This is a genomic window from Microbacterium sp. SORGH_AS_0505 (genome assembly GCF_030818715.1).
Taxonomy (GTDB): Bacteria; Actinomycetota; Actinomycetes; order Actinomycetales; family Microbacteriaceae; genus Microbacterium.
Genome location: NZ_JAUTAT010000001.1, coordinates 2,655,929 through 2,674,556, shown reverse-complemented (window position 1 = coordinate 2,674,556; position 18,628 = coordinate 2,655,929). Strand labels below are relative to the sequence as shown.

27 protein-coding genes and 1 tRNA gene are annotated in these 18,628 nt (G+C 67.2%); 21 read left to right on the top strand and 7 right to left on the bottom strand.

The window, feature by feature from the left end:
- On the top strand, positions 1 to 363 hold the full coding sequence (locus QE428_RS13395) for a VOC family protein (protein WP_307470193.1): 363 nt from the start codon (positions 1 to 3) through the stop codon (positions 361 to 363).
- 9 nt (positions 364 to 372) lie between these two features.
- Here QE428_RS13395 and QE428_RS13390 read toward each other — a convergent pair whose 3' ends face one another.
- Complete coding sequence (locus QE428_RS13390) at positions 373 to 2,739, bottom strand: ATP-dependent DNA ligase (protein WP_307470191.1); 2,367 nt, start codon at positions 2,737 to 2,739, stop codon at positions 373 to 375.
- A gap of 61 nt (positions 2,740 to 2,800) precedes the next feature.
- Here QE428_RS13390 and QE428_RS13385 point away from each other — a divergent pair, with 61 nt between their 5' ends.
- On the top strand, positions 2,801 to 3,727 hold the full coding sequence (locus QE428_RS13385; protein ID WP_307470189.1) for a Ku protein: 927 nt from the start codon (positions 2,801 to 2,803) through the stop codon (positions 3,725 to 3,727).
- Here QE428_RS13385 and QE428_RS13380 read toward each other — a convergent pair whose 3' ends face one another.
- Positions 3,728 to 4,507 (bottom strand): DedA family protein, encoded by a 780-nt coding sequence (locus QE428_RS13380; protein ID WP_133399745.1) that lies wholly within the window; start codon positions 4,505 to 4,507, stop codon positions 3,728 to 3,730.
- Between the two features lie 71 nt (positions 4,508 to 4,578).
- A tRNA-Leu gene (locus QE428_RS13375) sits at positions 4,579 to 4,660 on the bottom strand.
- 112 nt (positions 4,661 to 4,772) lie between these two features.
- Here QE428_RS13375 and QE428_RS13370 point away from each other — a divergent pair.
- Positions 4,773 to 5,276 (top strand): ATPase, T2SS/T4P/T4SS family, encoded by a 504-nt coding sequence (locus QE428_RS13370; protein WP_307470186.1) that lies wholly within the window; start codon positions 4,773 to 4,775, stop codon positions 5,274 to 5,276.
- Positions 5,277 to 5,308: 32 nt separating this feature from the next.
- The gene (locus tag QE428_RS13365) at positions 5,309 to 5,617 is read left to right on the top strand and encodes a hypothetical protein (RefSeq protein ID WP_307470183.1); all 309 of its coding nucleotides are present in this window, start codon (positions 5,309 to 5,311) and stop codon (positions 5,615 to 5,617) included.
- A gap of 541 nt (positions 5,618 to 6,158) precedes the next feature.
- Here QE428_RS13365 and QE428_RS13360 read toward each other — a convergent pair.
- Positions 6,159 to 7,250, bottom strand: coding sequence for a toll/interleukin-1 receptor domain-containing protein (locus tag QE428_RS13360; protein WP_307470180.1), 1,092 nt, complete (start codon positions 7,248 to 7,250; stop codon positions 6,159 to 6,161).
- 169 nt (positions 7,251 to 7,419) lie between these two features.
- On the opposite strand from QE428_RS13360, the gene QE428_RS13355 reads away from it, so the two are divergent.
- Positions 7,420 to 8,469, top strand: a complete 1,050-nt coding sequence (locus QE428_RS13355; protein ID WP_307470177.1) for a DUF4062 domain-containing protein — start codon at positions 7,420 to 7,422, stop codon at positions 8,467 to 8,469.
- A gap of 79 nt (positions 8,470 to 8,548) precedes the next feature.
- On the opposite strand, the gene QE428_RS13350 is transcribed toward QE428_RS13355, so the two are convergent.
- Genes QE428_RS13350 through QE428_RS13340 form a run of 3 tightly spaced genes read right to left on the bottom strand, consistent with a single transcriptional unit; the run spans position 8,549 to position 10,877 of the window.
- Positions 8,549 to 10,027, bottom strand: a complete 1,479-nt coding sequence (locus QE428_RS13350; protein WP_307470176.1) for a recombinase family protein — start codon at positions 10,025 to 10,027, stop codon at positions 8,549 to 8,551.
- Between the two features lie 59 nt (positions 10,028 to 10,086).
- Entirely contained in the window at positions 10,087 to 10,545 is a 459-nt protein-coding gene (locus QE428_RS13345) for an ImmA/IrrE family metallo-endopeptidase (RefSeq protein WP_307470171.1), read from the bottom strand.
- Positions 10,542 to 10,877, bottom strand: coding sequence for a helix-turn-helix transcriptional regulator (locus QE428_RS13340; RefSeq protein WP_307470169.1), 336 nt, complete (start codon positions 10,875 to 10,877; stop codon positions 10,542 to 10,544). The genes QE428_RS13345 and QE428_RS13340 overlap by 4 nt, the downstream gene beginning before the upstream one ends.
- A gap of 88 nt (positions 10,878 to 10,965) precedes the next feature.
- Here QE428_RS13340 and QE428_RS13335 point away from each other — a divergent pair, with 88 nt between their 5' ends.
- From QE428_RS13335 to QE428_RS13260, 16 genes are all read left to right on the top strand, one after another.
- Complete coding sequence (locus QE428_RS13335) at positions 10,966 to 11,211, top strand: hypothetical protein (protein ID WP_307470166.1); 246 nt, start codon at positions 10,966 to 10,968, stop codon at positions 11,209 to 11,211.
- Positions 11,208 to 11,339 (top strand): hypothetical protein, encoded by a 132-nt coding sequence (locus tag QE428_RS13330; protein ID WP_307470162.1) that lies wholly within the window; start codon positions 11,208 to 11,210, stop codon positions 11,337 to 11,339. Before QE428_RS13335 ends, QE428_RS13330 begins: the two co-directional genes overlap by 4 nt.
- Positions 11,336 to 11,584, top strand: a complete 249-nt coding sequence (locus tag QE428_RS13325) for a hypothetical protein (RefSeq protein WP_307470159.1) — start codon at positions 11,336 to 11,338, stop codon at positions 11,582 to 11,584. Before QE428_RS13330 ends, QE428_RS13325 begins: the two co-directional genes overlap by 4 nt.
- Entirely contained in the window at positions 11,581 to 12,075 is a 495-nt protein-coding gene (locus QE428_RS13320) for a hypothetical protein (RefSeq protein ID WP_307470155.1), read from the top strand. The genes QE428_RS13325 and QE428_RS13320 overlap by 4 nt, the downstream gene beginning before the upstream one ends.
- Positions 12,076 to 12,163: 88 nt before the next feature.
- Complete coding sequence (locus QE428_RS13315) at positions 12,164 to 12,763, top strand: hypothetical protein (protein WP_307470151.1); 600 nt, start codon at positions 12,164 to 12,166, stop codon at positions 12,761 to 12,763.
- A complete protein-coding gene (locus QE428_RS13310; protein WP_307470147.1) occupies positions 12,760 to 13,065 on the top strand; it encodes a hypothetical protein in 306 nt (101 codons plus the stop codon). The genes QE428_RS13315 and QE428_RS13310 overlap by 4 nt, the downstream gene beginning before the upstream one ends.
- Positions 13,065 to 13,889: a hypothetical protein gene (locus QE428_RS13305; protein WP_307470144.1), complete on the top strand. Its 825-nt coding sequence runs from the start codon at positions 13,065 to 13,067 to the stop codon at positions 13,887 to 13,889. Before QE428_RS13310 ends, QE428_RS13305 begins: the two co-directional genes overlap by 1 nt.
- On the top strand, positions 13,886 to 14,752 hold the full coding sequence (gene bet / locus QE428_RS13300; RefSeq protein WP_307470141.1) for a phage recombination protein Bet: 867 nt from the start codon (positions 13,886 to 13,888) through the stop codon (positions 14,750 to 14,752). The genes QE428_RS13305 and bet overlap by 4 nt, the downstream gene beginning before the upstream one ends.
- Complete coding sequence (locus QE428_RS13295; protein WP_307470138.1) at positions 14,749 to 14,955, top strand: hypothetical protein; 207 nt, start codon at positions 14,749 to 14,751, stop codon at positions 14,953 to 14,955. The genes bet and QE428_RS13295 overlap by 4 nt, the downstream gene beginning before the upstream one ends.
- A complete protein-coding gene (locus QE428_RS13290) occupies positions 14,952 to 15,272 on the top strand; it encodes a DUF4406 domain-containing protein (protein ID WP_307470135.1) in 321 nt (106 codons plus the stop codon). The genes QE428_RS13295 and QE428_RS13290 overlap by 4 nt, the downstream gene beginning before the upstream one ends.
- Positions 15,269 to 15,745, top strand: a complete 477-nt coding sequence (locus tag QE428_RS13285) for a hypothetical protein (protein ID WP_307470132.1) — start codon at positions 15,269 to 15,271, stop codon at positions 15,743 to 15,745. Before QE428_RS13290 ends, QE428_RS13285 begins: the two co-directional genes overlap by 4 nt.
- Positions 15,745 to 15,903 (top strand): hypothetical protein, encoded by a 159-nt coding sequence (locus tag QE428_RS13280; RefSeq protein ID WP_307470129.1) that lies wholly within the window; start codon positions 15,745 to 15,747, stop codon positions 15,901 to 15,903. Before QE428_RS13285 ends, QE428_RS13280 begins: the two co-directional genes overlap by 1 nt.
- Positions 15,903 to 16,289: a hypothetical protein gene (locus QE428_RS13275; RefSeq protein ID WP_307470124.1), complete on the top strand. Its 387-nt coding sequence runs from the start codon at positions 15,903 to 15,905 to the stop codon at positions 16,287 to 16,289. The genes QE428_RS13280 and QE428_RS13275 overlap by 1 nt, the downstream gene beginning before the upstream one ends.
- Complete coding sequence (locus QE428_RS13270; RefSeq protein WP_307470122.1) at positions 16,289 to 17,095, top strand: hypothetical protein; 807 nt, start codon at positions 16,289 to 16,291, stop codon at positions 17,093 to 17,095. The genes QE428_RS13275 and QE428_RS13270 overlap by 1 nt, the downstream gene beginning before the upstream one ends.
- Entirely contained in the window at positions 17,092 to 17,424 is a 333-nt protein-coding gene (locus QE428_RS13265; protein ID WP_307470119.1) for a hypothetical protein, read from the top strand. Before QE428_RS13270 ends, QE428_RS13265 begins: the two co-directional genes overlap by 4 nt.
- Positions 17,417 to 18,610 carry an AAA family ATPase gene (locus QE428_RS13260; protein ID WP_307470116.1) on the top strand — a complete coding sequence of 398 codons (1,194 nt, stop codon included), beginning with the start codon at positions 17,417 to 17,419 and terminating at the stop codon, positions 18,608 to 18,610. The genes QE428_RS13265 and QE428_RS13260 overlap by 8 nt, the downstream gene beginning before the upstream one ends.
- Positions 18,611 to 18,628: the final 18 nt, after the last annotated feature.

The following is an 18,628-nucleotide window of genomic DNA, read 5'->3' as shown; positions in this document are numbered from 1 at the left end:
ATGCCGGATTTCGCCGCTCCCAACCTGTCGTCCCGAGGGTTCGACGCCACTGTCGGGTTCTACGGAGCGCTCGGCTTCGATGTGGTCTACCGCGCCGAGGACTGGCTGATCCTGCGCCGGGAGCAGCTGCAGCTGGAGTTCTTCCCCGATCCGGTCCTCGACCCGGCGGCGAACACGGTCATGTGCTGCCTGCGGGTGGACGACCTCGACGCGTGGTACCGACGGATCTCCGACGCCGGTGTGCCCGAGCGAGCGACCGGCTTCCCGCGGCGGCATCCGCCGAAGACCGAGGCGTGGGGCGGGCGAGTCGCGTATCTCGTGGACCCGGACGGCACTCAGCTGACTCTCGTCCAGAACGGGTGACGGTCCTCGTCAGTCTTCGGTGCGCACGTCCGCGGGAGTCTTATCGGGGCGGAGTCCTCGCCAGCGGGCGTGACGGAGCGTTCCGCTCGGTGTCGCCTCGGCGTACTCCACCTCGCCGACGAGCTCCGGTCTGACCCACAGCGCGTCGGATGCCTCGGCACGGCCGATGTCGATGAAAGGGTTCTCGGCCGTGCGGAGCGGTGCGAATGCGGCATCCAGGCGGGCGAGCGTCGCCTCGCTGAAACCCGATCCGATGCGACCGATGTAGTGCAGACCTCCCTCGGCGGGCACTCCCATGAGCAGTGAACCGATCTCGCCGGTGCGGACGCCCTTGCCCGGTCGGATGCCGCCGATCACCACCTCCTGCATCAGAGTCAGCTTCACCTTGAGCCACTGCTCGCTGCGGACGCCACGACGGTAGACGGACGCGGGATCCTTCACGACCACGCCCTCGAGTCCGAGCATCCGCGCCGTCGCGAGGGCGTCCTCGATGTCGTCCGCGACGGGCGGCACGACGATCGGGCCGATCGTATGCTCGGCGACGCCCTCCAGCAGCTCACGCCGGTGCGAGAGCGGGAGTGGAGCGGCATCCGTTCCATCGACCTCGAGGACGTCGAAGAGCAGGAACTGGACGGGGATCCGCGCCGACTCGCGGTCGATCTCCCCGGCCTTCGTGAGATGCATCCTGTGCTGGAGCAACGAGAAGTTCGGCCGGTTCCGATCGTCGAGGGCGACGATCTCGCCGTCCACGACGCAGGGCGCGGCGCCGAACCCGGGATCGCCGCCGGTCAGCTCGGGATACCGCGCCGTGATGTCCGTTCCGCTGCGGGCGCGGAGGCGGAGCCGCACGCCGTCCCAGATCCCGAGGGCTCGCACCCCGTCCCACTTGAACTCGACCCACGGACCCCACCGGGTCGCCGCCTGCCCCGCGAGGGCTGCGTTCGAGGACGTCGCGAGCATCGGAGCCGGCGCCGAGGCCGGGGCGTCGGAGGGCGGATGTGGGACGGGGGGACCCGCGGCATCCGTCTTCATCCGATGCAGCAGCCACTGCGACTTCTCCCCGTCGCCGCTCGTTCGGATGAGAGCGAGCTTGACGGTACCGAGCGGGCCGTCGCCGCGTCCGGTCGCGGTGAAGATGACCTCGTCCTCGCGCCACTTCTCGAGCTCGAAGGTGCCGGTGTCCCAGATCGACATCGATCCGGCGCCGTACTCACCGGCGGGGATGTCTCCGGCGAAATCCAGGTACTCCATCGGATGCGGCTCGGTCATGACGGCGAGGTGGTTGGTCGAAGGCGACTCCGGGATGCCGCGCGGCACCGCCCAGCTGACGAGCACGCCGTCGTGCTCGAGTCGCAGGTCGTAGTGGAGCCGCCGCGCGTGATGCTCCTGGATGACGAACCGGGAGGATGCCGGGCGAGCGGAGCCGACGGGGGAGTCCGGTACCGGTTCCGGGGTCCTCGCCGCAGTGCGCTTGGCGATGTAGGACGTCAGCGGCCCCGTGCCTGTGGGCGCGAGCGGCGCAATCAGATCGCCGCCCGCAGCGACCCGGTCGAGGACCTCGTCGAAGAGGAGGTGTCGCAGCTCGGGATCGTCGAGCTCCGCCCACGTCCGCGGGGCGGCGACCGTGGGACGTTCACGACCCCGCAGTGAGTACGGCGCGATGGTGGTCTTCTTGCCGTTGTTCTGGCTCCAGTCGAGGAACACCTTCCCCGGCCGGGCGGCCTTGGACATCTGACTCACGACGAGGTCGGGATGATCCGCCTCGAGCGCTCGCGCGAGTTCCTTCGCGAAGGCGCTGATCTCGTCGCTCGTACGGCTGCCGTCGAGCGGGGCGTACAGATGGATGCCCTTGCTGCCGCTCGTGACGGGAAGGGGGTCCATGCCCAGGTCGACGAGGATCTCGCGGGACCACCGGGCGACGTCCGCGCACTCGGCGAGGCCGACACCGGGGCCGGGATCGAGGTCGAGCACGAGCCGGTCGGGGTTGCGTCTCACACCCTCGGCGTCGAAACGCCACTGCGGGACGTGCAGTTCGATCGACGCCACCTGCGCGAGGTAGACGAGGGTCGGGACACCGTCGACGAGCGGGTAGTCCTTCGCGCCGGTCGAATGCTCGATGGGTCTCCGGCTGACCCATGACGGCGCGCCCGCCTCGAGGTGCTTCGCGAAGAACGAGCCCTCGCCCGTGCCGTCGGGCCAGCGGATTCGGGTGACCGGCCGCGCATCGAGGTGGGGGAGGATTGCCGGAGCGATCCGCGTCAGATAGTCGATGACCTCGCCCTTCGTGGTCCCCGTCTCGGGGTACATCACCTTGTCGAGGTTCGTCAGCCGCAGTCGGCGTCCATCGACGACGACCTCCTGCGACGCGGCTGGCATGGGGCCAGATTAGTGCGCAACCCCCATTGGTCGTCGCGTCGGCGGGGTGTGTACTGAGGGCATGAGATCGATCTGGAAAGGCGCGCTGACCTTCGGACTCGTCAACGTGCCCGTCAAGGTGTACTCGGCGACGGAGGACCACGACGTGTCGCTGCACCAGGTGCACGCCGCCGACGGCGGCCGCATCCGCTACCAGCGCATCTGCGAGATCGACGGCGAAGTCGTGCCGTACTCCGACATCGACAAGGCCTACGACGACGGCGAGCGCACCGTCGTCCTGACCTCCGACGACTTCGCAGCGCTGCCGAGCGAGCGCAGCCGCGAGATCGAGGTCGTCGAGTTCGTCCCCACCGAGCAGATCGATCTGCTCACCCTCGACAAGGCGTACTACCTCGAACCCGACTCGAAGAGCCCGAAGGCGTACGTGCTCCTGCGTCAGACCCTCGAGCAGACCGACCGCACCGCGATCGTCCGGTTCGCGTTGCGGCAGAAGACGCGGCTCGCCGCTCTCCGAGTTCGAGGCGACGTGCTGGTTCTGCAGACGCTCCTCTGGGCGGACGAGGTGCGCGAGGCGTCCTTCCCGGTGCTCGATGAGCCGGTGAAGATCTCGAGCAAAGAGCTGGAGCTCTCGGCATCCCTCGTCGACAGCTTCTCGAGCGATTTCGACCCGAGTGAGTTCACCGACGAGTACCAGAAGGAACTGCGCACCCTCATCGACGCGAAACTCGAGAAGGGCGATGCGTTCGACACCGCCGAGACCTTCGGGGAGAAGGCGGATGCCGAGGGTGGCGAGGTCATCGATCTGATGGCGGCCCTGCGGGCCAGTGTCGAGAAGAGCCGGGCGGCGAGAACGGGCAAGGATGCCGGCGGGAAGACGAAGGCCGACGCCGACGGGACGTCGGCGCCGGCCACGAAGGAACCCGCGAAGAAGGCTCCGGTGAAGAAGGCTCCGGTGAAGAAGGCTCCTGCGAAGAAGAAGGCGTCCTGATCAGAGGCGCGGGGCGTCCCCGCCGCGACCGTCGGTCTTGTCGTCGAACGCCTCCGGCTCGAGGACGAGCTCCTGCGCCTCGGAGGCGTCCGTGAGCCCGTCGGGACCGGCAGCCATCTCGCGCTTGACCTTGCGTTTCTCGGCGAAGTAGTGCCAGACGATGAAGACGATGGTGCCCGCCACCGCGACCAGCAGGATGACGTCGATGTACTCGGCGACGAACTGACCGACGCCGGGAATGAGGCTGACGAGGTACCCGATGACGGTGAGGCCGAAGCCCCAGATGACCGCGCCGATCAGGTTGTACAGCGAGTACTTGTGCCAGGCCATCTTGCCGACGCCTGCCGCGACGGGGGCGAAGGTGCGGACGATCGGAACGAAGCGCGCGAGGATCACCGTCACACCGCCGTACCGTTCGAAGAACGCATTCGTGCGCTCGACGTTGCTGCGACTGAACAGTCCCGATTCCTTGCGCTCGAAGACGGCGGGTCCGCCCTTGCGCCCGATGAGGTAGCCCACCTCTCCGCCGAGGAAGGCGGCAAGACCGATGAGGAGACCGACGATCCAGACGTTCACGCCGAAGACGCCGTTCGGTGCATGCGTCACCGGGTTGGAGAGCAGGCCCGCCATGATCAGGAGGGTGTCGCCCGGGAGGAGGAAGCCGACAAGCAGTCCCGTCTCGGCGAAGACGATGAAGCAGACCACGACGAGCGCCCAAGGACCGGCCGCGTTGATGATGGTCTCGGGATCCAGCCAGGGGATCAAGGCGAAGGGGTGCACAGAGGTCCTTCAGATCGCGGCGGAGATCCGCCGACAGATGGGCGCAAGGTGTGAGGCACGTCAGTACCCCGTGCGGAAGGGGGGACTTGAACCCCCACGCCCGAAGGCACAGGAACCTAAATCCTGCGTGTCTGCCAATTTCACCACTCCCGCTGGTGGGTTCAGTCTAGAGCGCGCGGTGGGAGGGACCTGGGAGGGATAACCCCCGAATCAGGTGTGGATAACTCCGGCATCGGCTGCGGCAGGGTTGCGAGGATCCCAGGCCATGAGCTTCCCGCAGACCACGTCGACGACTCGAGGCCTGACCTCGATCGCCGAGCGCGTGCGCGAACGACTGCGGACCGAAGAAGTCGACCCGTCGCGGGACCCCGAGCGGGCGTCCTACATCGCCCGGGCCGAGGTGCGGCGTCACAATGATTTCGCCCTCGCGCGCGGCGTCGACGTCATCGAGGACGAAGCGGCATCCGTTCGAGACATCCTCTCAACGGTCTCCGGTTACGGTCCGCTTCAGGCGCTCCTGGACGATCCGGACGTGGAGGAGATCTGGATCAACGCGCCCGACAAGGTCTACATCGCTCGAGACGGACGCAGCGAACGGGCCCCGATCGTGCTCAGCGACACGGCGGTGCGGGACCTGGTGGAGCGCATGCTTCACGCCACCGGTCGACGGGTCGATCTGAGCCAGCCGTTCGTCGACGCCTCCCTGCCCGACGGATCCCGGCTGCACGTCCTACTGCGCAAACCGACAGTACGCAGGCGCGACCTCTAGACGGATCGGCGCGAAGCTGCGAAGGTCGCGGTATGGCAAGCGAGGGCGAGTCCGGGGCCCACACGGCGGGCGGTCTCATCACGCAGCGGATGGCCGCCGAACGAGGGCGGTTGCAGGCGATCAGCTACATGCTGTTCGGAGCTCTGATGTTCTTGCTCGGTGTGTCGGCGGGGGCGCCGTCCGGCGTAGCGAAGTGGTTGTACGTCGTCGCGGCTGTAGTTGTCGGTATCGGACTGATCGTCATGGGTGTCCTCAGCTTGCGTGCGCGTAAAAGACGTGTTGCCGACTTCGAGGCTCAGCACGGCGTGGGCGCGGGACGCCAGACTCCAGTCGGGCTGTGATCTTTGACCAATTCGCAGCGATGGGGCGGCCTCGCGCTTGGAGGCGTCTTCGTCTCCATCGGCTTCCTGCTCGGTGTGTCGAACAGCTGGAGTGGGGCGGCGGTGGTTTTGGTCATCGGGGGCCTAATCATCGCGGTCGTGCACGCGGTCATGCTGGCGAACGGTCACAGCCGGAGGTGAGCCCCGCCCACTGTCACTCGACAGGCCGAGTTCTCCGCTCCTCGCGTCTACGAGCAGAGTCGTTTTCGGCGAGCTCACCTTTTCGATCATCGAGTATGTACATCGCAGAGGCGGCACCGGTCAACAGGAAGACCCCAAGCCCCATCGCGATGGACCATCCTCCGGCGACGCCGGCCGCGAGTGCGCCGAAGTACGCTGCACTCCCGCTGCCCAGGCCGATCACGCATGTCCAGAACCAAGCCCAAGGCCGCGAGTACATGAGAGCACCCTATTGCCGAGCGATCGATCCCGAGGAGAGGAACCGGGATCTGAACGCACGTCGTGTTGCGCGAACGGATAGTACTCAATCTTCGCCTTGGATCTACTGATCCAACCGAACTCCGAGAGCAACGAGTTCGTCACACCAGGTCTGGACTAAGCGATTGCCTTCCTCTTTGAAGCGTTTGATCTCCAGAGCGAGCTCGGCGAGCTCGCGGAACTTAGCACCGAGATGGCGGCGAGTTTGCCAATGGTCGTGATTCCACCTGACCCCCGGCGTCATATATTTAGCGATCTGCGGCTGCGCCAATCGAACCCCGTCAATCAGAGTTCCCAACGCTGGTAGTACGTCCGGGACGTCGCGCGCCGCGCGTAGCGCGGCAATCACGAACGGATGCATTTCGATGGTGAGCGCGCTGTACGACTTTGCATTTTCGAGTTCGCGGTAGTCCAGCGGCAGGGTTTCCGTCACCATTCGGATTTCGATGGCGAGTCTCTGTCCAGGCTTGGAGCGACTCATGCGCTCCTGATACGCCACTTGGAGGGCCTGCGTCTGAGCCCGAAGCACCGGGTCGTCCTCGATCGCGTCCATCCAGGCTGCGATCCGACTATCGATTTCCGATAACGCTTCGGCCACGCCCCACTCGGCAGGCTCCGCCAATTGCATGGCGGCCTCCGACATCTCCGCCTCGGCTTGCCTCATCTCTTCCCGTCGTTGACTCAGCATCCCGACTACGTCACTGACGGCTCTGCGGTAGGGCTCGGAGTCAGGGTCTGCCAGACGAAGAGATGTCCAGTCGAAGTACTGGATCCGAGAACTGAGGGCGAGCAATTCGTCCGGGCTGGTTTCCTCGAGGCCTGGCACATGCGTGTAGAGAATCGGCATGATCAACTTGGTCAGGCCCCTACTTTGAGCCTGACCATAGAAGTCCATCAGCTCCCGACGGCACTCGGCTCGCTGGAAGTAGCGCGGCGTGAGTACGGGCACGAGGAAGGTGCTTGAATCCAGCGCTTCCTCGATTCGTTCTCGCCAGAGGTCCCCCCAGCGCAAGTTGTCTTCATCGACGAAGAGCTCGACGTCGGTGCCCTGGGTCAAAGAAAACTCAAGCCGGATGTGCTGGGCGAGTGCTAGGAGTCTTCCGCGGTCGCCCACATTGTCGGCGTGCGCGTAGCTCCAGAAGAGGGCAAGAGACATGGCGTCAGGCTAGCGGAGGAGAAGTCGCATCCTGATCGCGGCATGCTTCCCCGAGGTGGCGAGAGTCCGCTTCCACGTCGTCGTGCGCGAACCGGTATGACCCAAGCGACCACGCCCGTGTCCGAGTTGTCCTATAGATTCGGCCCGAAGCGCATCGTCTGGGGGAAACATGGCCGTCAAGTATCAAATCTTCGTCAGCTCGACCTACGAGGACCTCAAGGTTGAGCGAGACCGAGTGATCCAAGGCATTCTCGAGCTTGGCCATATTCCCGTCGGCATGGAGATGTTCAGTGCCGCAGACGAAGCGCAGTGGCAGATCATCGCCCGTCATATCCGAGAGAGTGACTACTACGTGGTGATCCTGGCGCATCGTTACGGTTCACGGGAAGGTGACATCAGTTTCACCCGGAAAGAGTACGAGTACGCAGTCGAGCAGGGCATTCCGACGATCGGATTTGTGCTTGACCCCGAGGCTTCCTGGCCTGGCGATCGGTATGAGAAGGATCCGGAGGCGGTCGCCTTGCTGGACGAATTTCGCGCCCTAGTGAAATCTAAACCAGTGGGGTTCTGGAGCAACGCTGACGATCTGTATGGCAAGGCGAATGTCGCGCTCGTAAAAGCCATGGCGTCGCAGCCGCGCGTGGGGTGGGTCAAAGCTTCTTCGGCGCTCGGGCCCGAGGTGACAGCCGAGATATCACGCCTTAGTTCCGAGAATGCCGAGCTGCGTAGGAAGATCTCCTCACTCGAAAAGACTGCTGAGCGTGAAGCAGCGCATGAGCTGACAGAGCTTTGGGCTCAGATGATGAAGAACGAGTGGGAGTACTCGGCACGGTTCTCCTCAGGGGGGGATTGGATCGCGGCAGACCCGATCACCTACTCGGTGCTGTTCCGGCTACTTGCTCCAAACATGGTCGCAGAGTCCTCCAGTGAGCACATCGACGACATCATCAGGGTGAACACCACCCGTGAGGGTGTCTCGGAAGATGAGCCTGGTCGCGAGAAGGCGATCGCCATCCCGATCAATACCCGGAACGCCATGCTGAGCAACTTCGTGATGCTCGGTCTGATCGAACCCTCGAAACGGCGACACCCAGTTGCGGACAAAGCCGTCTACTGGTCCCTAACGGAGGTGGGCCTCGAGATGCTGAAGCTACAACAGCGGCGAGACTTCGCTCGCGGCGATGTGTCGGAAGTGCGTGAAGGGCCGGAGGCCGCGTAACTGACGCTTAGGCGCTGGGGGCCCCGGGCCCGTGGCTCCGACGGGTGCTCGGTCGGTGCATGCCTCCCATGCGTGTGCGTCAACCGATAGAAGCCGCCCAGGTCGGGGTGATCACGACTCGGTCGCGCCACACCCCTGTGCCTTGCCGGACGGGCTTCACGATCCGCACCTCGTGGATGAGCGCTCGGAGCATGTTTCGGCGTTCGATGACGGTCAGGTCCGCCCAGTCGCTGGCGAGATCCGCGGCCACGCGCTGCGGGTCGATCTCGACGCGGGGGACCGGCGCCGCGCGTCGACGTCGGTCCTTGAGTGCTGCGAGGTCGGCGTCGAGCTGCTGTATGGATGCCGCGTAGGCCGCCTCGGGCAGGTCTCCGGATGACCAGCGGACGGTGATGCGTCCCATCCGGTCGGTGAGGTCGGCGATCTTCCGGTCGAGGGTGCCGATGTTGTCGAGCTGCACGACCTGCCGCTGCCGCTGCTTCGCGAGGCGTTCCATCGCCCCGTCGATGTCGCTCGCGATCTCCTCCACCCATTCGCGGACTCGCTGCTCGACGAGAGCCCGGGTCATGTACATCCCGGGGACGTCGCGGAACTGGCTCGCGCGGGAGCACTTGTAGTCCTTGAGTCCCTGGTTCCCGACGTGCATCGGTGCGCCGCAGTCACCGCACACGATGAGCCCGGTGAGGACGTACTTCGGTTCGACGACGGATGCCGGCTTCGGCGCGTCCATCCGGAGCGCGACGTACGCCTCCCACCCTGCCTCGGTGATGACGGGCGTCTGCGCCCCGGCGTGGAAGGTCGCCTCGCTGATCCGCCAGTCCCGCTTCCCTTGCGACGCGGGGCGCTGGATGATCTTGCCGGCCCCGAACCCAGCGTCGAGCAGGTGAGTGAGGGTGACGCGCGACCAGGTGCCGCCTCGGCGGGTGGTGTGCCCGGACTCGTTGAGCCACTTCACGATCCGGGTGAAGCCCTCGCCGCGGAGGTACCGCCGGTACATCTCGGCGAGGATCGGCGCGTGCGTCGGGTGCGGGTGGTACCAGCCATCGCGCTTCTCGTAGCCGTACCGCTCGCCACCATCTGACGGGAGGCCGAGGCGACGCCGCCGATCGTGTGTCTCTTTCCACTGCTCGCCGATGCGCTCGGACTCGAACGCGGCGAGCTCGGTCATCACACCTCGAGCGAAGCGTCCCGCGGCGGTCGCGTCGTTCGGCTCGGTCGCGGACTCGATGCTCCCTCCGGCGAGGTCGGCTCGGTCGGCCGCGAGCGCCCAGTCCTTCCGCGATCGCGAGAGGCGCGACCACCGCCAGAGGACCACGACGTCGGCGGATCCGTCGTCGATCATTCCCATCACGCGCTGCACCGCGGGGCGCTGCCACGTCCGACCGGAGATCCCCGGGTCGGCTTCCACCGCGATGACGTCGTATCCCTGCCGTGCGCAGTACTCCCGTCCGGCGGACTCCTGCAGCTCGAGCGAGATCGACTCTTCCCGATACGTCGACTGCCGCAGGTACAGGACCGCGCGACGACGGCTGAGGCGCGCGAGAGGGCGTCCGGCCATCTGTCACACCACCCAGCCCACAACGCACGGCAGCGAGGCGCACACAGCCGCGCAGGCGGTCATGCGACGTCCTCTCGGTGCGTCCACATCCCGGCGCCCATCTTCGGCTGCACGTAGACCGTGTCCCCGACCCGGAGCAGCACGCGCTGGTACGCCTCGATGATGCTCCGCACGACGTCGAGGTCGTGAGCGATCGCACCGGCGTGGCCATGGTGGATGGCTTCAGCCGCGGCGTAGTCCTCGTGCCGGATCAGTCGAAGCGCTGCCCACTCGTCCGCGCGCCGCTCTTGCTTCGCGTTCACCGGCCCGAACATGCTCGGCTCGTCCGCGAAGATCGCGTGCGCGCACTCGTGAGCGAGCACAGACCGGTGGAGTCGCCTCGCCATGCCGGCGCGAAGCCGGATCAGGCGCCGCTCGTGAACGTACTCGCCGTCGCGATCGGCAGGTAGGTCGCGGACGTGCTCTATGCGCACGCCCAGCGCGTTGAGGGCGTCATGAATCTGTCGGTCAGGTGTCATTGGTCCTCGCCGCGGTCCGGGTCGGCCTGACGGGCAGCGGCAGGGAGATCCTGACGCGAGGCTCCGACATCGCCTCGCGGACGCAGCTGCGTGACCGGCGCCGTGCCCTCTGCGGCGGCGCGCGTGAAGATTACCTCCGGCTCGACGCCGAGAGCAGCGGCGAGCTTCGCGATGTCGTCGGTGGTTAGGGCGGTCTCTCCGCGCATCTTCACGAAGAAGGTGTTGCGACGGAGTCCGGAGCGGGTGATCACCTCTGCGCGGGTGAGTCCACTTTCGTCGATGAGCTTCTCGATCTGTTCGATCACACGCCAGTTGAAGGTGCGGTTGGTCACGGGGGAGACGCTACCCAATTTCGGTACTTTGGGCAATAAGTACCGATTTCGGTTGTGGTTAAGTACGGATATCGGTACCGTCTCCCGCATGGCAAGCGAACTCACCCCCTTCTCGCTCCGCGTGGCAGGTGCTGTGAGGGCCGAACTGGCCCGCCACAACCTCCCGGGCGAAGTACTCATCCCCGTCCTCGGCATCGGCAAGAACGCCGTCTACGCACGTCTGCGTGGAGAGCGTTCCTTCGAGGTCGACGAGGTCGCGAAGATCGCGACGTTTCTCGGCATCGAGGTCAGCGCGCTCGTCAGCGCACCGGCCGCGATGGCGGTGGCGTCGTGACCCGCCCGACTCGCGAGGAGGCGATCGAGGCTGCGGCCGAGGTCTACCTCGAGGCGAAGCTCCGCATCGAGACCGAGAAGGCGATCGCTGAGGCGACCGAGGTTGTCGAGCACGAGGCCGCCGCATGAGCGCGCGCCGTGCCGCGGCTGCCGTCGCCGTCGCGACCGCCACCGTTCTTTGCGTCGAGCCGATGCTCACGCCTGGCGTCAACTCCGCCGACCTGGTCGTCATGGCCGGCCCCATCACTTTCGTCGCGCTGCTCTGGCCGCGACGCACGCCTCCCGCCGGGGACACCGTTTCCCCCATCGCCGCGACGACCTCCCCCCTCGTCGCTCACCCGGCGGGTTCTACGTCCCAGGAGCAGGACCGATGAGCCACCTTCAGACCGTCGCGGCGACGCTGCCGCGCATCGAGATCAATGTCTGGACCGCTCGCCACGTCCTGCATTACCTCGGCGACCACAACCGCGGCGTCGACGGCGGCCACTTCGTGAACCGGCTGCTCGCCACCGCATCCGCCGCCGACGAGGTGAACCGCGAGAAGCTGCGCGTCGCGTTCCCCGAGCTCGTCGTTGCGTACCTCGCGGCGCAGTACACGAGCTGGGGCCTCGACTGGCTGCGCGCCGTTGTCGGCCTCGACCTCGACGCCGAGTCCGTCGAGGTCGAGCTGCCCGACTCCGGCCACCTCCCCGCGGGGCACATGCAGGTCGGTCGTCACGGCGAGGTCGTGTCGATCCCGCCCGCTCGCGGCCGCCGGTACGTCATCACGGAGTGCTCGGCTGCTGGACCAGAGGGTCGTCACTGCACGCTGCCGCCGGCGCACGACGGTCCGCACTCCGCGACGGTGGGGCGGCGGTGGGCATGAACGCGCTCGACTTCGCTCTCTCGACGGCTACCGCGTTCGCCGCGATCGTGACGTTGGCCGTGCTCGTCCTCGGCCTGGCGGTGTTGTCGTGATCGTCCTCGGCTTCGACACATCCCTCACCGTCTCCGGCTGCGCCCGCGTCGACCTCGGAGTCGGCGAGTCCGGTCAGGTCGCGGCTCTGCACTGGGAGACGTGGCGCGCTCGCGCCTCCCAGCCGACGGACGACTCGGTGCTGGGGGAGCGTCGCCGGATCCGGCAGATGCTCCGCGAGATCCTCGCGCTCGTCCCCGAGCGGTTCGACCTCGCCGTCATCGAGGGCCCTGCGCCCGGTGGGAAGTTCAGCGGCAAGGCGGACGAGCGGTCCGGTCTGCGCTGGATGCTCATCGACCAGCTCTGCGCTCGAGGCGAGGTCGTGCTCGTCGACCCGCAGAGTCGCGCAGTACTCGGATCCGGCCGCGGAGTCCGCCGTCGGAAGAACGAGACCGCTGCTCAGGCGAAAGCGTTCGTGCTGAACGCCGTGCGCCTCCTCGTCCCGGACGCGAACGTCCCGGACCACAACGTCGGCGACGCCGTCGCGCTGGCTCATGCCGGCGCCGTCGCCCTTGGACTACGCGCCGACTACTCGGTCGCGCAGACAGAGGCTCACGCGAAGGTCGCGTGGCCCGTGATGGAAGGAATCCTCGCATGACCGACACCAAGCCCACCACCTTCAAGAACGGAGTCCCCGCCGAGCAGTCGAACGGTTTCTTCGGCCTCGAAGAGGAGCTCATGGCCGACCCGTCGAAGCAGGTCACGGCGGTCGTCACGTTCGAGGTCGACGACATCGTGCACAAGGAACTGACCGGCGACCGCTACCCCGTCGTGAAGATCAAGCACATCGAGCCGATCCGCGAGGAGAAGGCCGAGGCCTCCGTGCTGAAGGTACGCGACGCGGCCTACAAGAAGCGCACCGGCGAGAACGCGCTCGACCTGCCCGAGGTCGACGACTGATGGCCACCGCAGCTTCTACCCTCGCCGGTGTCAGCGCCGGTCGCTTCCGTCGCCGCAACTACGGCCGCAACCACGGCTACCTGCTCGACGGGCAGAAGATCATCTCCGTCACGAAGGCGCTGTCCCTCGGAATGCCGAAGCCGGCGCTCATCAACTGGGCGGCATCCCAGGCCGCGCAGATGGCGTGGGACAAGAAGGATGAGCTCGCGGCCGCGCCCTACTCCGAGTTCATCGCGACGGTCGCGAAGGCTCACGAGAAGGTGCGGAACACCGCCGCCGTGAAGGGCACCGCGGTGCACAACTTCGGGCAGCGACTCGTCCACGGTGAGCGCGTCGACGGCATCCCCGACGAGGTCGCGAAGAAGGTCGACCACTACGTCCGGTTCCTGAACGAGTGGCAGGTCGAGCCCCTCGCCGTCGAGCGCCCGGTGTGCAACCTGGCCGAGCCATACGGCGGGACCTTCGACCTGGTGTTCCGGACGCCGCTGTTCCCGGAGCGGGTGTTCCTCGGCGACATCAAGACGGCGAAGGGCGTCTACGGCGACAACGCGCTGCAGCTCGAGGGGTACGCGCGGGCTGACTTCTACATCGACGAGCACGAGTCCGAGGTGGAGATGTCGACGCTCGGGATCACCGACCACGTCGTGATCCACCTCGAGGACGCGGGTTATCACGTCGTCGAGATGGAGCGCGGGGATGCCGTGTTCGCGGCGTTCCAGAACGCGATCGCCACGGCCCGTCTGTTCGACGGGCCTCGCGGTGAGACCGAGTTGGACGCGCTCGTCGTCGGCGAGATCTTCAAGCCGGGGGAGGCGTGGCTGTGAGCGAACTCGCGACCCTGCCCACCACGGCGGATCCGAACCTCTGGTCGGACGATGAGAAGGCGCTGCTCGAGGCGGCGGGTCTCGTCATCCGGAAGTCGGGCAAGGCCCCCGAGCCGGCGCCCCGTCCGACGGTCGTCGCGTTCCTGGCGCACTGTCATCGGACCGGGCTCGACCCGATCGCGAAGCAGATCTACGCGATCAAGCGCGGCGCGAACTGGGGCATCCAGATCAGCATCGACGGGGCCCGTCTCGTCGCGCAGCGCTCGGGGCAGTACGCCGGGCAGACGCCGGTGCAGTGGACCGCTGACGGTCTGACCTGGGTCGACGTATGGCTGCAGGAGGGCTACCCGAAGGCGGCTCGCGTGGGCGTGCTTCGCCGCGGGTTCGAGCAGCCGCTGTACGCGGTGGCGCGCTGGGACTCGTACGTCGTGATGGACGACGAGTGGGCTGGTGAGTACCCGAACCGCAAGAAGACCGGCAACAAGACGGTCTCGGCGATGTGGGCGCAGATGCCGGACGTGATGCTCGCGAAGGTCGCGGAGATGCTGGCGCTTCGGAAGGCATTCCCACAGGACCTGTCCGGGCTGTACTCCGCGGAGGAGATGGACCAGGCGAACCCGCCGTCGGTCGACCCGGAGCCGCGGCCGCGCGCGGACGCCTCGCTGACGCCTGGCACCCGCTCGGCGCAGCGTGACCTATTCACCCACGACGACGCTGCGGACGCGGCAGCGAGCCCCACGGAGCCGGGCGATGCCGCTCCCGTCGAGATGACGCAGTGCGAGCGGTGCGGGGAGACCGGCGAGCACGACGGTCCGCTGTGCGACGTGTGTGTCGCCGAGGTCGAAGCGGAGATGAACGCGTGAGCGCCTCGACTCGCACCCTGACCTCGGTCCGTGCACGTGAGGTGAAGCCGGGCGACGTCACGCATTTCGGCGATGTGCCGTACACGGTGACCGAGGTCGTGCCCGGCGCGAATGGGCAGATCTACCTCATCATGCGGTCGGAGTCCGGTGGCGTGATCGTCCCTGAGCGGGACCCGGGCGAGATCGCGAGCGTCTGGCGATGACGCGCATCTACGTCGCCGGCCCGATGACCGGCCTGCCCGAGTTCAACTACCCGGCGTTCCGTGACGCGGCCGAGGCGCTGGCTGGCCTGGGCTTCGATGTCGAGGATTCGTCAACCAACGAGAACCCGACCCCGGGTGACTACCACGGGTGGCTTCGTGCCGGCCTCGCGCAGCTCATTCGCTGTGACGCCGTCGCGCTGCTCGCTGGCTGGGAGACGTCGGGCGGCGCGCGCCTCGAGGTGAACGTCGCCGCGACGCTCGGCCTCCGTGTCGCACCGCTCGCGGAGTGGCTCGCCGGGACGGCGGTGGCGGCATGAGCGATCTCCAAGCGGTCGACAACGAGGTCCTGACGTGGCCCGACGGGACGCTCGTCAACGTCGAGTCGATCCGGGCGAACACGGATGCGGCGCAGCAGGTGGCCGAGCCGGATCCGGCCGACCGTGCGCTGCGCTCCCCGGACTGGGTGATCGGTGAGCTCGCGACGGTGTCGCACCACGCTGCTCGGATGGTCGTGGTCATCGCTCGCGCGGAGGAGTTGAAGCGCGCGGCATCCACGGCGCTGGGTCGGCGGAAGGCGCAGCTGCGGTGGGAGCACCGTGCGCTGCCCGCCGCGCAGCTCGCCGCGAAGGTCACCCTCGGGTGCGTCGACGAGCAGGACGAGTACGACCGGACGGTCATCGCTTTCGAGTACGCCCGTCGGATCGGGAATCTGCTTAAGGACTACACCTCCCGGGTGCAGACGATCGGCAAGCAGGTCGAGCTCGTCTACCGCGACGCGGGGAGGCAGTGATGCGCGTGATCTTGTGCGACGCGAAGGTCGCGAAGCTCGGCGGCTGGGTCAAGTGCCCGGAGCAGACGAGCGCGAGCAACACGGACGGCTGGACCCTCGGACGGTCCGGAGACTTCTGCCCCGAGCACACGCGGCTGACCGCGGGACGGGCTGCCTGATGGGCGCCGAGTTCACCCCGAAGCAGGTCCGGCACCTGTTCTTCACCCGTGAGGCGCAGCGGTGCTTCTACTGCCGGCGGCCGCTGTCGTTCCAGCTCCGCGGCTCGATGCTCGCCGGCGGCTGGTCCATCCACCACCGGAAGGGCCGCCGCGCCGGCGACAACAGCTACCCGAACGGACTCGTTCTCTGCGGCACCGGCACGACCGGATGCCACGGGCGAGTCACTGAAGACCCGGAGTGGGCGTACGACTTCGGGCTCGCGATCCGCAGGCTCGCGACGACGCCCGAGTTCTCCCCGGCGCTGTTGCGTGTCCGGGACGGCGCAGGCCGATGGTTTCTGCTCACCGCAAGTGGTCGAGCAGTGGAAGTGGAAGGGATCAACTGATGGGCATTCTGCGAGGAGAGCTGGCCTTCGAGGGCCGGTTCACGCAGGTCCCGAACGAGTGGGCTCGGGACGAATCGCTGTCGCGCCGGGCGCGCGGGCTTCTGACCGAGATCCTGTCGCACCGGATCGGATGGCGGCTTTCGGTCGAGGGCCTCGTGAAGAACGGCACCGAAGGTCGCCACGCGATCCGTGCCGCGATCGACGAGCTGCGCGACGCGGGATACCTCGTCGTCGAACAGGGCCGCGGCGACCGTGGGCAGTTCGGGGAGGTCGAGTATCGCCTCGCCGACCCCGCTGTCCGGAAATCGGACACCGGTCGATTCTCCGACGACGGTTCAGCCGACAGCGGCTCAGCCGACAGCGGAGGATCACCGACTAAAGAAGACCATCTCCAAGAACACCATCCTGAAGAACACGATCTGACAGGAACGGTCGTCGCAGGCGACGCCCGCGCGCCGTACTCCGCTGATGTGCGGCGGCTCAGCGAAGTACTCGCCGAGGCGGTCCGCGCGAACGGCCACAAGGTCGGGACGGTCGGGCAAACGTGGTGGGCGGCGTGCGATCGCCTCATGCGCCTCGACGGCTACACGGCCGCGCAAGTCGAGTGGATGATCGCGTGGGCGACGGCGCACGAGTTCTGGGCCGCGAACATCCGGTCGATGCCGAAGCTGCGGGAGAAGTTCTCGACGCTCGTCCTTCAGGCGAAGCGTGAGGCCGGCCAGTCGTCCGGTCGCCGCGCGGCCTCCGTCGTGGACCTCGGCCGCCGACTTCAGGAGAGCGCCGATGCCGCGGAGCGTGCATCGTGAACCTGGCGCAGACGAGCGTGCTGCTGTCGGAGATCCAGCTTCTCGACAACCGCAGGATCGACGAGAACTCGATCGTCGCGTGGCAGAAGCTTCTCGACGACCTGGACCTCGATGTCGCCCTCGAGGCGGTGCGTCTCCACCGGCGTGAGTCGACGGCGTACCTGCTGCCGGCGCACGTCCGGGACAACGTCGCCCGCATCCTCAACGTCGCCCTCGACCCCGAGGACGAGCACGGGAACAAGCTCGACCGCGATGACGCCGCTCTCGCAGCGCTCGAGCGTGTCGGGCGCGCGCGGCTCGCGATCACGGCAGGGCGGCCTCGTGGCTGACGTGCTCACCACCGCGCAGCTAGCCGAAAGGTACGTGCTGGGCGCGGTCATGGAGAAACCCGAAGTACTCCGCGACGTACAGGCCGAGGTCACCCCGCGCGACTTCGAGGACCTCCGCCTCGGCTCGATCTACGCGGGCATCTGCCGGATGTCGGCGGAGCGGGAACCGATCGACGTCGTCACGGTCTACGACCACCTGACGGACTGGGACGTGCGAGGTGTGGACCTCACCCACCTGTCCGGGTGGGCGTCGGATGTCCCGACGGCGACGAACGCGCCCTACTACGCCCGCCTCGTCCGGGAACGGTCCATCGCCCGGTCGATCGAGCGAGTCGGAACGTCGCTCGTCGGCGCGGCCGAGCCGGGCGTCGCCATGGCGAATGCGATCACCGAGCTGATCGAGATTCGCGACCGCGACTCCGGCGGAGCGCAGCCCGCCCGCACCCTCGGCGACGTCCTATCGGTGCCGCAGGAGGAGGACGTCTACGAGTGGGTGATCCCGAACGTCCTGGAGCGCCGAGACCGGCTCATGCTCACCGCGGGGGAGGGCGTCGGCAAGTCCGTCATGCTCCGTCAACTCGCGGTCCTCACGGCCGCCGGCATCCACCCGTTCGAGTTCACCGAGGTCCCGCCGATCCGTTCCCTCGTCGTCGACGTCGAGAACTCTGAGCGGCAGTGGCGGCGCGCGATTCGTCGCATGGCCGACGAGGCCGCGAACCGGGGCGTCCGGGATCCGCGCGAGCACGTGTTCGTCGAGTTCCTCCCGAAGTCCGACATCACCCAGGCCGCGGTCCTCGGCGACATTCACCGGCGCATCGACGAGGTGAAGCCGGACCTCGTCGTCATCGGCCCGCTGTACCGCCTCGCACCCGGGATGAAGAGCGACGACGACGCCGCCCCGGTCCTCTCCGCCCTGGACAGCATCCGGGAACGCGACGTCGCGATGCTCATCGAAGCGCACGCCGGCCACGAGACGTCGAAGCAAGGCGTCCGCAACCTCCGTCCCCGCGGATCCTCCGCGCTCCTCGGCTGGCCCGAGTTCGGTCTCGGCATCCAACGCGACAAGACCGACGTCGGCGCCCGGGCGAAGTACTCGCTCGTCCGCTGGCGCGGAGACCGCGACGCCCGCCCATTCCCACCGAAGTTCGTCCGCGGCCAGATCTGGCCGTGGGAACCCACCCTCTGACCCCTGGAAGGACACACC

Coding starts and splice junctions, on each gene's coding strand:
- QE428_RS13350 (WP_307470176.1), bottom strand. CDS start 10,027: ATGGCCGGACGCCCTCTCGCGCGCCTCAGCCGTCGTCGCGCGGTCCTG.
- QE428_RS13325 (WP_307470159.1), top strand. CDS start 11,336: ATGAGCGCGCGCCGTGCCGCGGCTGCCGTCGCCGTCGCGACCGCCACC.
- QE428_RS13335 (WP_307470166.1), top strand. CDS start 10,966: ATGGCAAGCGAACTCACCCCCTTCTCGCTCCGCGTGGCAGGTGCTGTG.
- QE428_RS13365 (WP_307470183.1), top strand. CDS start 5,309: ATGGCAAGCGAGGGCGAGTCCGGGGCCCACACGGCGGGCGGTCTCATC.
- QE428_RS13270 (WP_307470122.1), top strand. CDS start 16,289: ATGGGCATTCTGCGAGGAGAGCTGGCCTTCGAGGGCCGGTTCACGCAG.
- QE428_RS13355 (WP_307470177.1), top strand. CDS start 7,420: ATGGCCGTCAAGTATCAAATCTTCGTCAGCTCGACCTACGAGGACCTC.
- QE428_RS13310 (WP_307470147.1), top strand. CDS start 12,760: ATGACCGACACCAAGCCCACCACCTTCAAGAACGGAGTCCCCGCCGAG.
- QE428_RS13360 (WP_307470180.1), bottom strand. CDS start 7,250: ATGTCTCTTGCCCTCTTCTGGAGCTACGCGCACGCCGACAATGTGGGC.
- QE428_RS13290 (WP_307470135.1), top strand. CDS start 14,952: ATGACGCGCATCTACGTCGCCGGCCCGATGACCGGCCTGCCCGAGTTC.
- QE428_RS13320 (WP_307470155.1), top strand. CDS start 11,581: ATGAGCCACCTTCAGACCGTCGCGGCGACGCTGCCGCGCATCGAGATC.
- QE428_RS13385 (WP_307470189.1), top strand. CDS start 2,801: ATGAGATCGATCTGGAAAGGCGCGCTGACCTTCGGACTCGTCAACGTG.
- QE428_RS13345 (WP_307470171.1), bottom strand. CDS start 10,545: ATGACACCTGACCGACAGATTCATGACGCCCTCAACGCGCTGGGCGTG.
- QE428_RS13395 (WP_307470193.1), top strand. CDS start 1: ATGCCGGATTTCGCCGCTCCCAACCTGTCGTCCCGAGGGTTCGACGCC.
- QE428_RS13275 (WP_307470124.1), top strand. CDS start 15,903: ATGGGCGCCGAGTTCACCCCGAAGCAGGTCCGGCACCTGTTCTTCACC.
- QE428_RS13305 (WP_307470144.1), top strand. CDS start 13,065: ATGGCCACCGCAGCTTCTACCCTCGCCGGTGTCAGCGCCGGTCGCTTC.
- QE428_RS13390 (WP_307470191.1), bottom strand. CDS start 2,739: ATGCCAGCCGCGTCGCAGGAGGTCGTCGTCGATGGACGCCGACTGCGG.
- QE428_RS13285 (WP_307470132.1), top strand. CDS start 15,269: ATGAGCGATCTCCAAGCGGTCGACAACGAGGTCCTGACGTGGCCCGAC.
- QE428_RS13280 (WP_307470129.1), top strand. CDS start 15,745: ATGCGCGTGATCTTGTGCGACGCGAAGGTCGCGAAGCTCGGCGGCTGG.
- QE428_RS13370 (WP_307470186.1), top strand. CDS start 4,773: ATGAGCTTCCCGCAGACCACGTCGACGACTCGAGGCCTGACCTCGATC.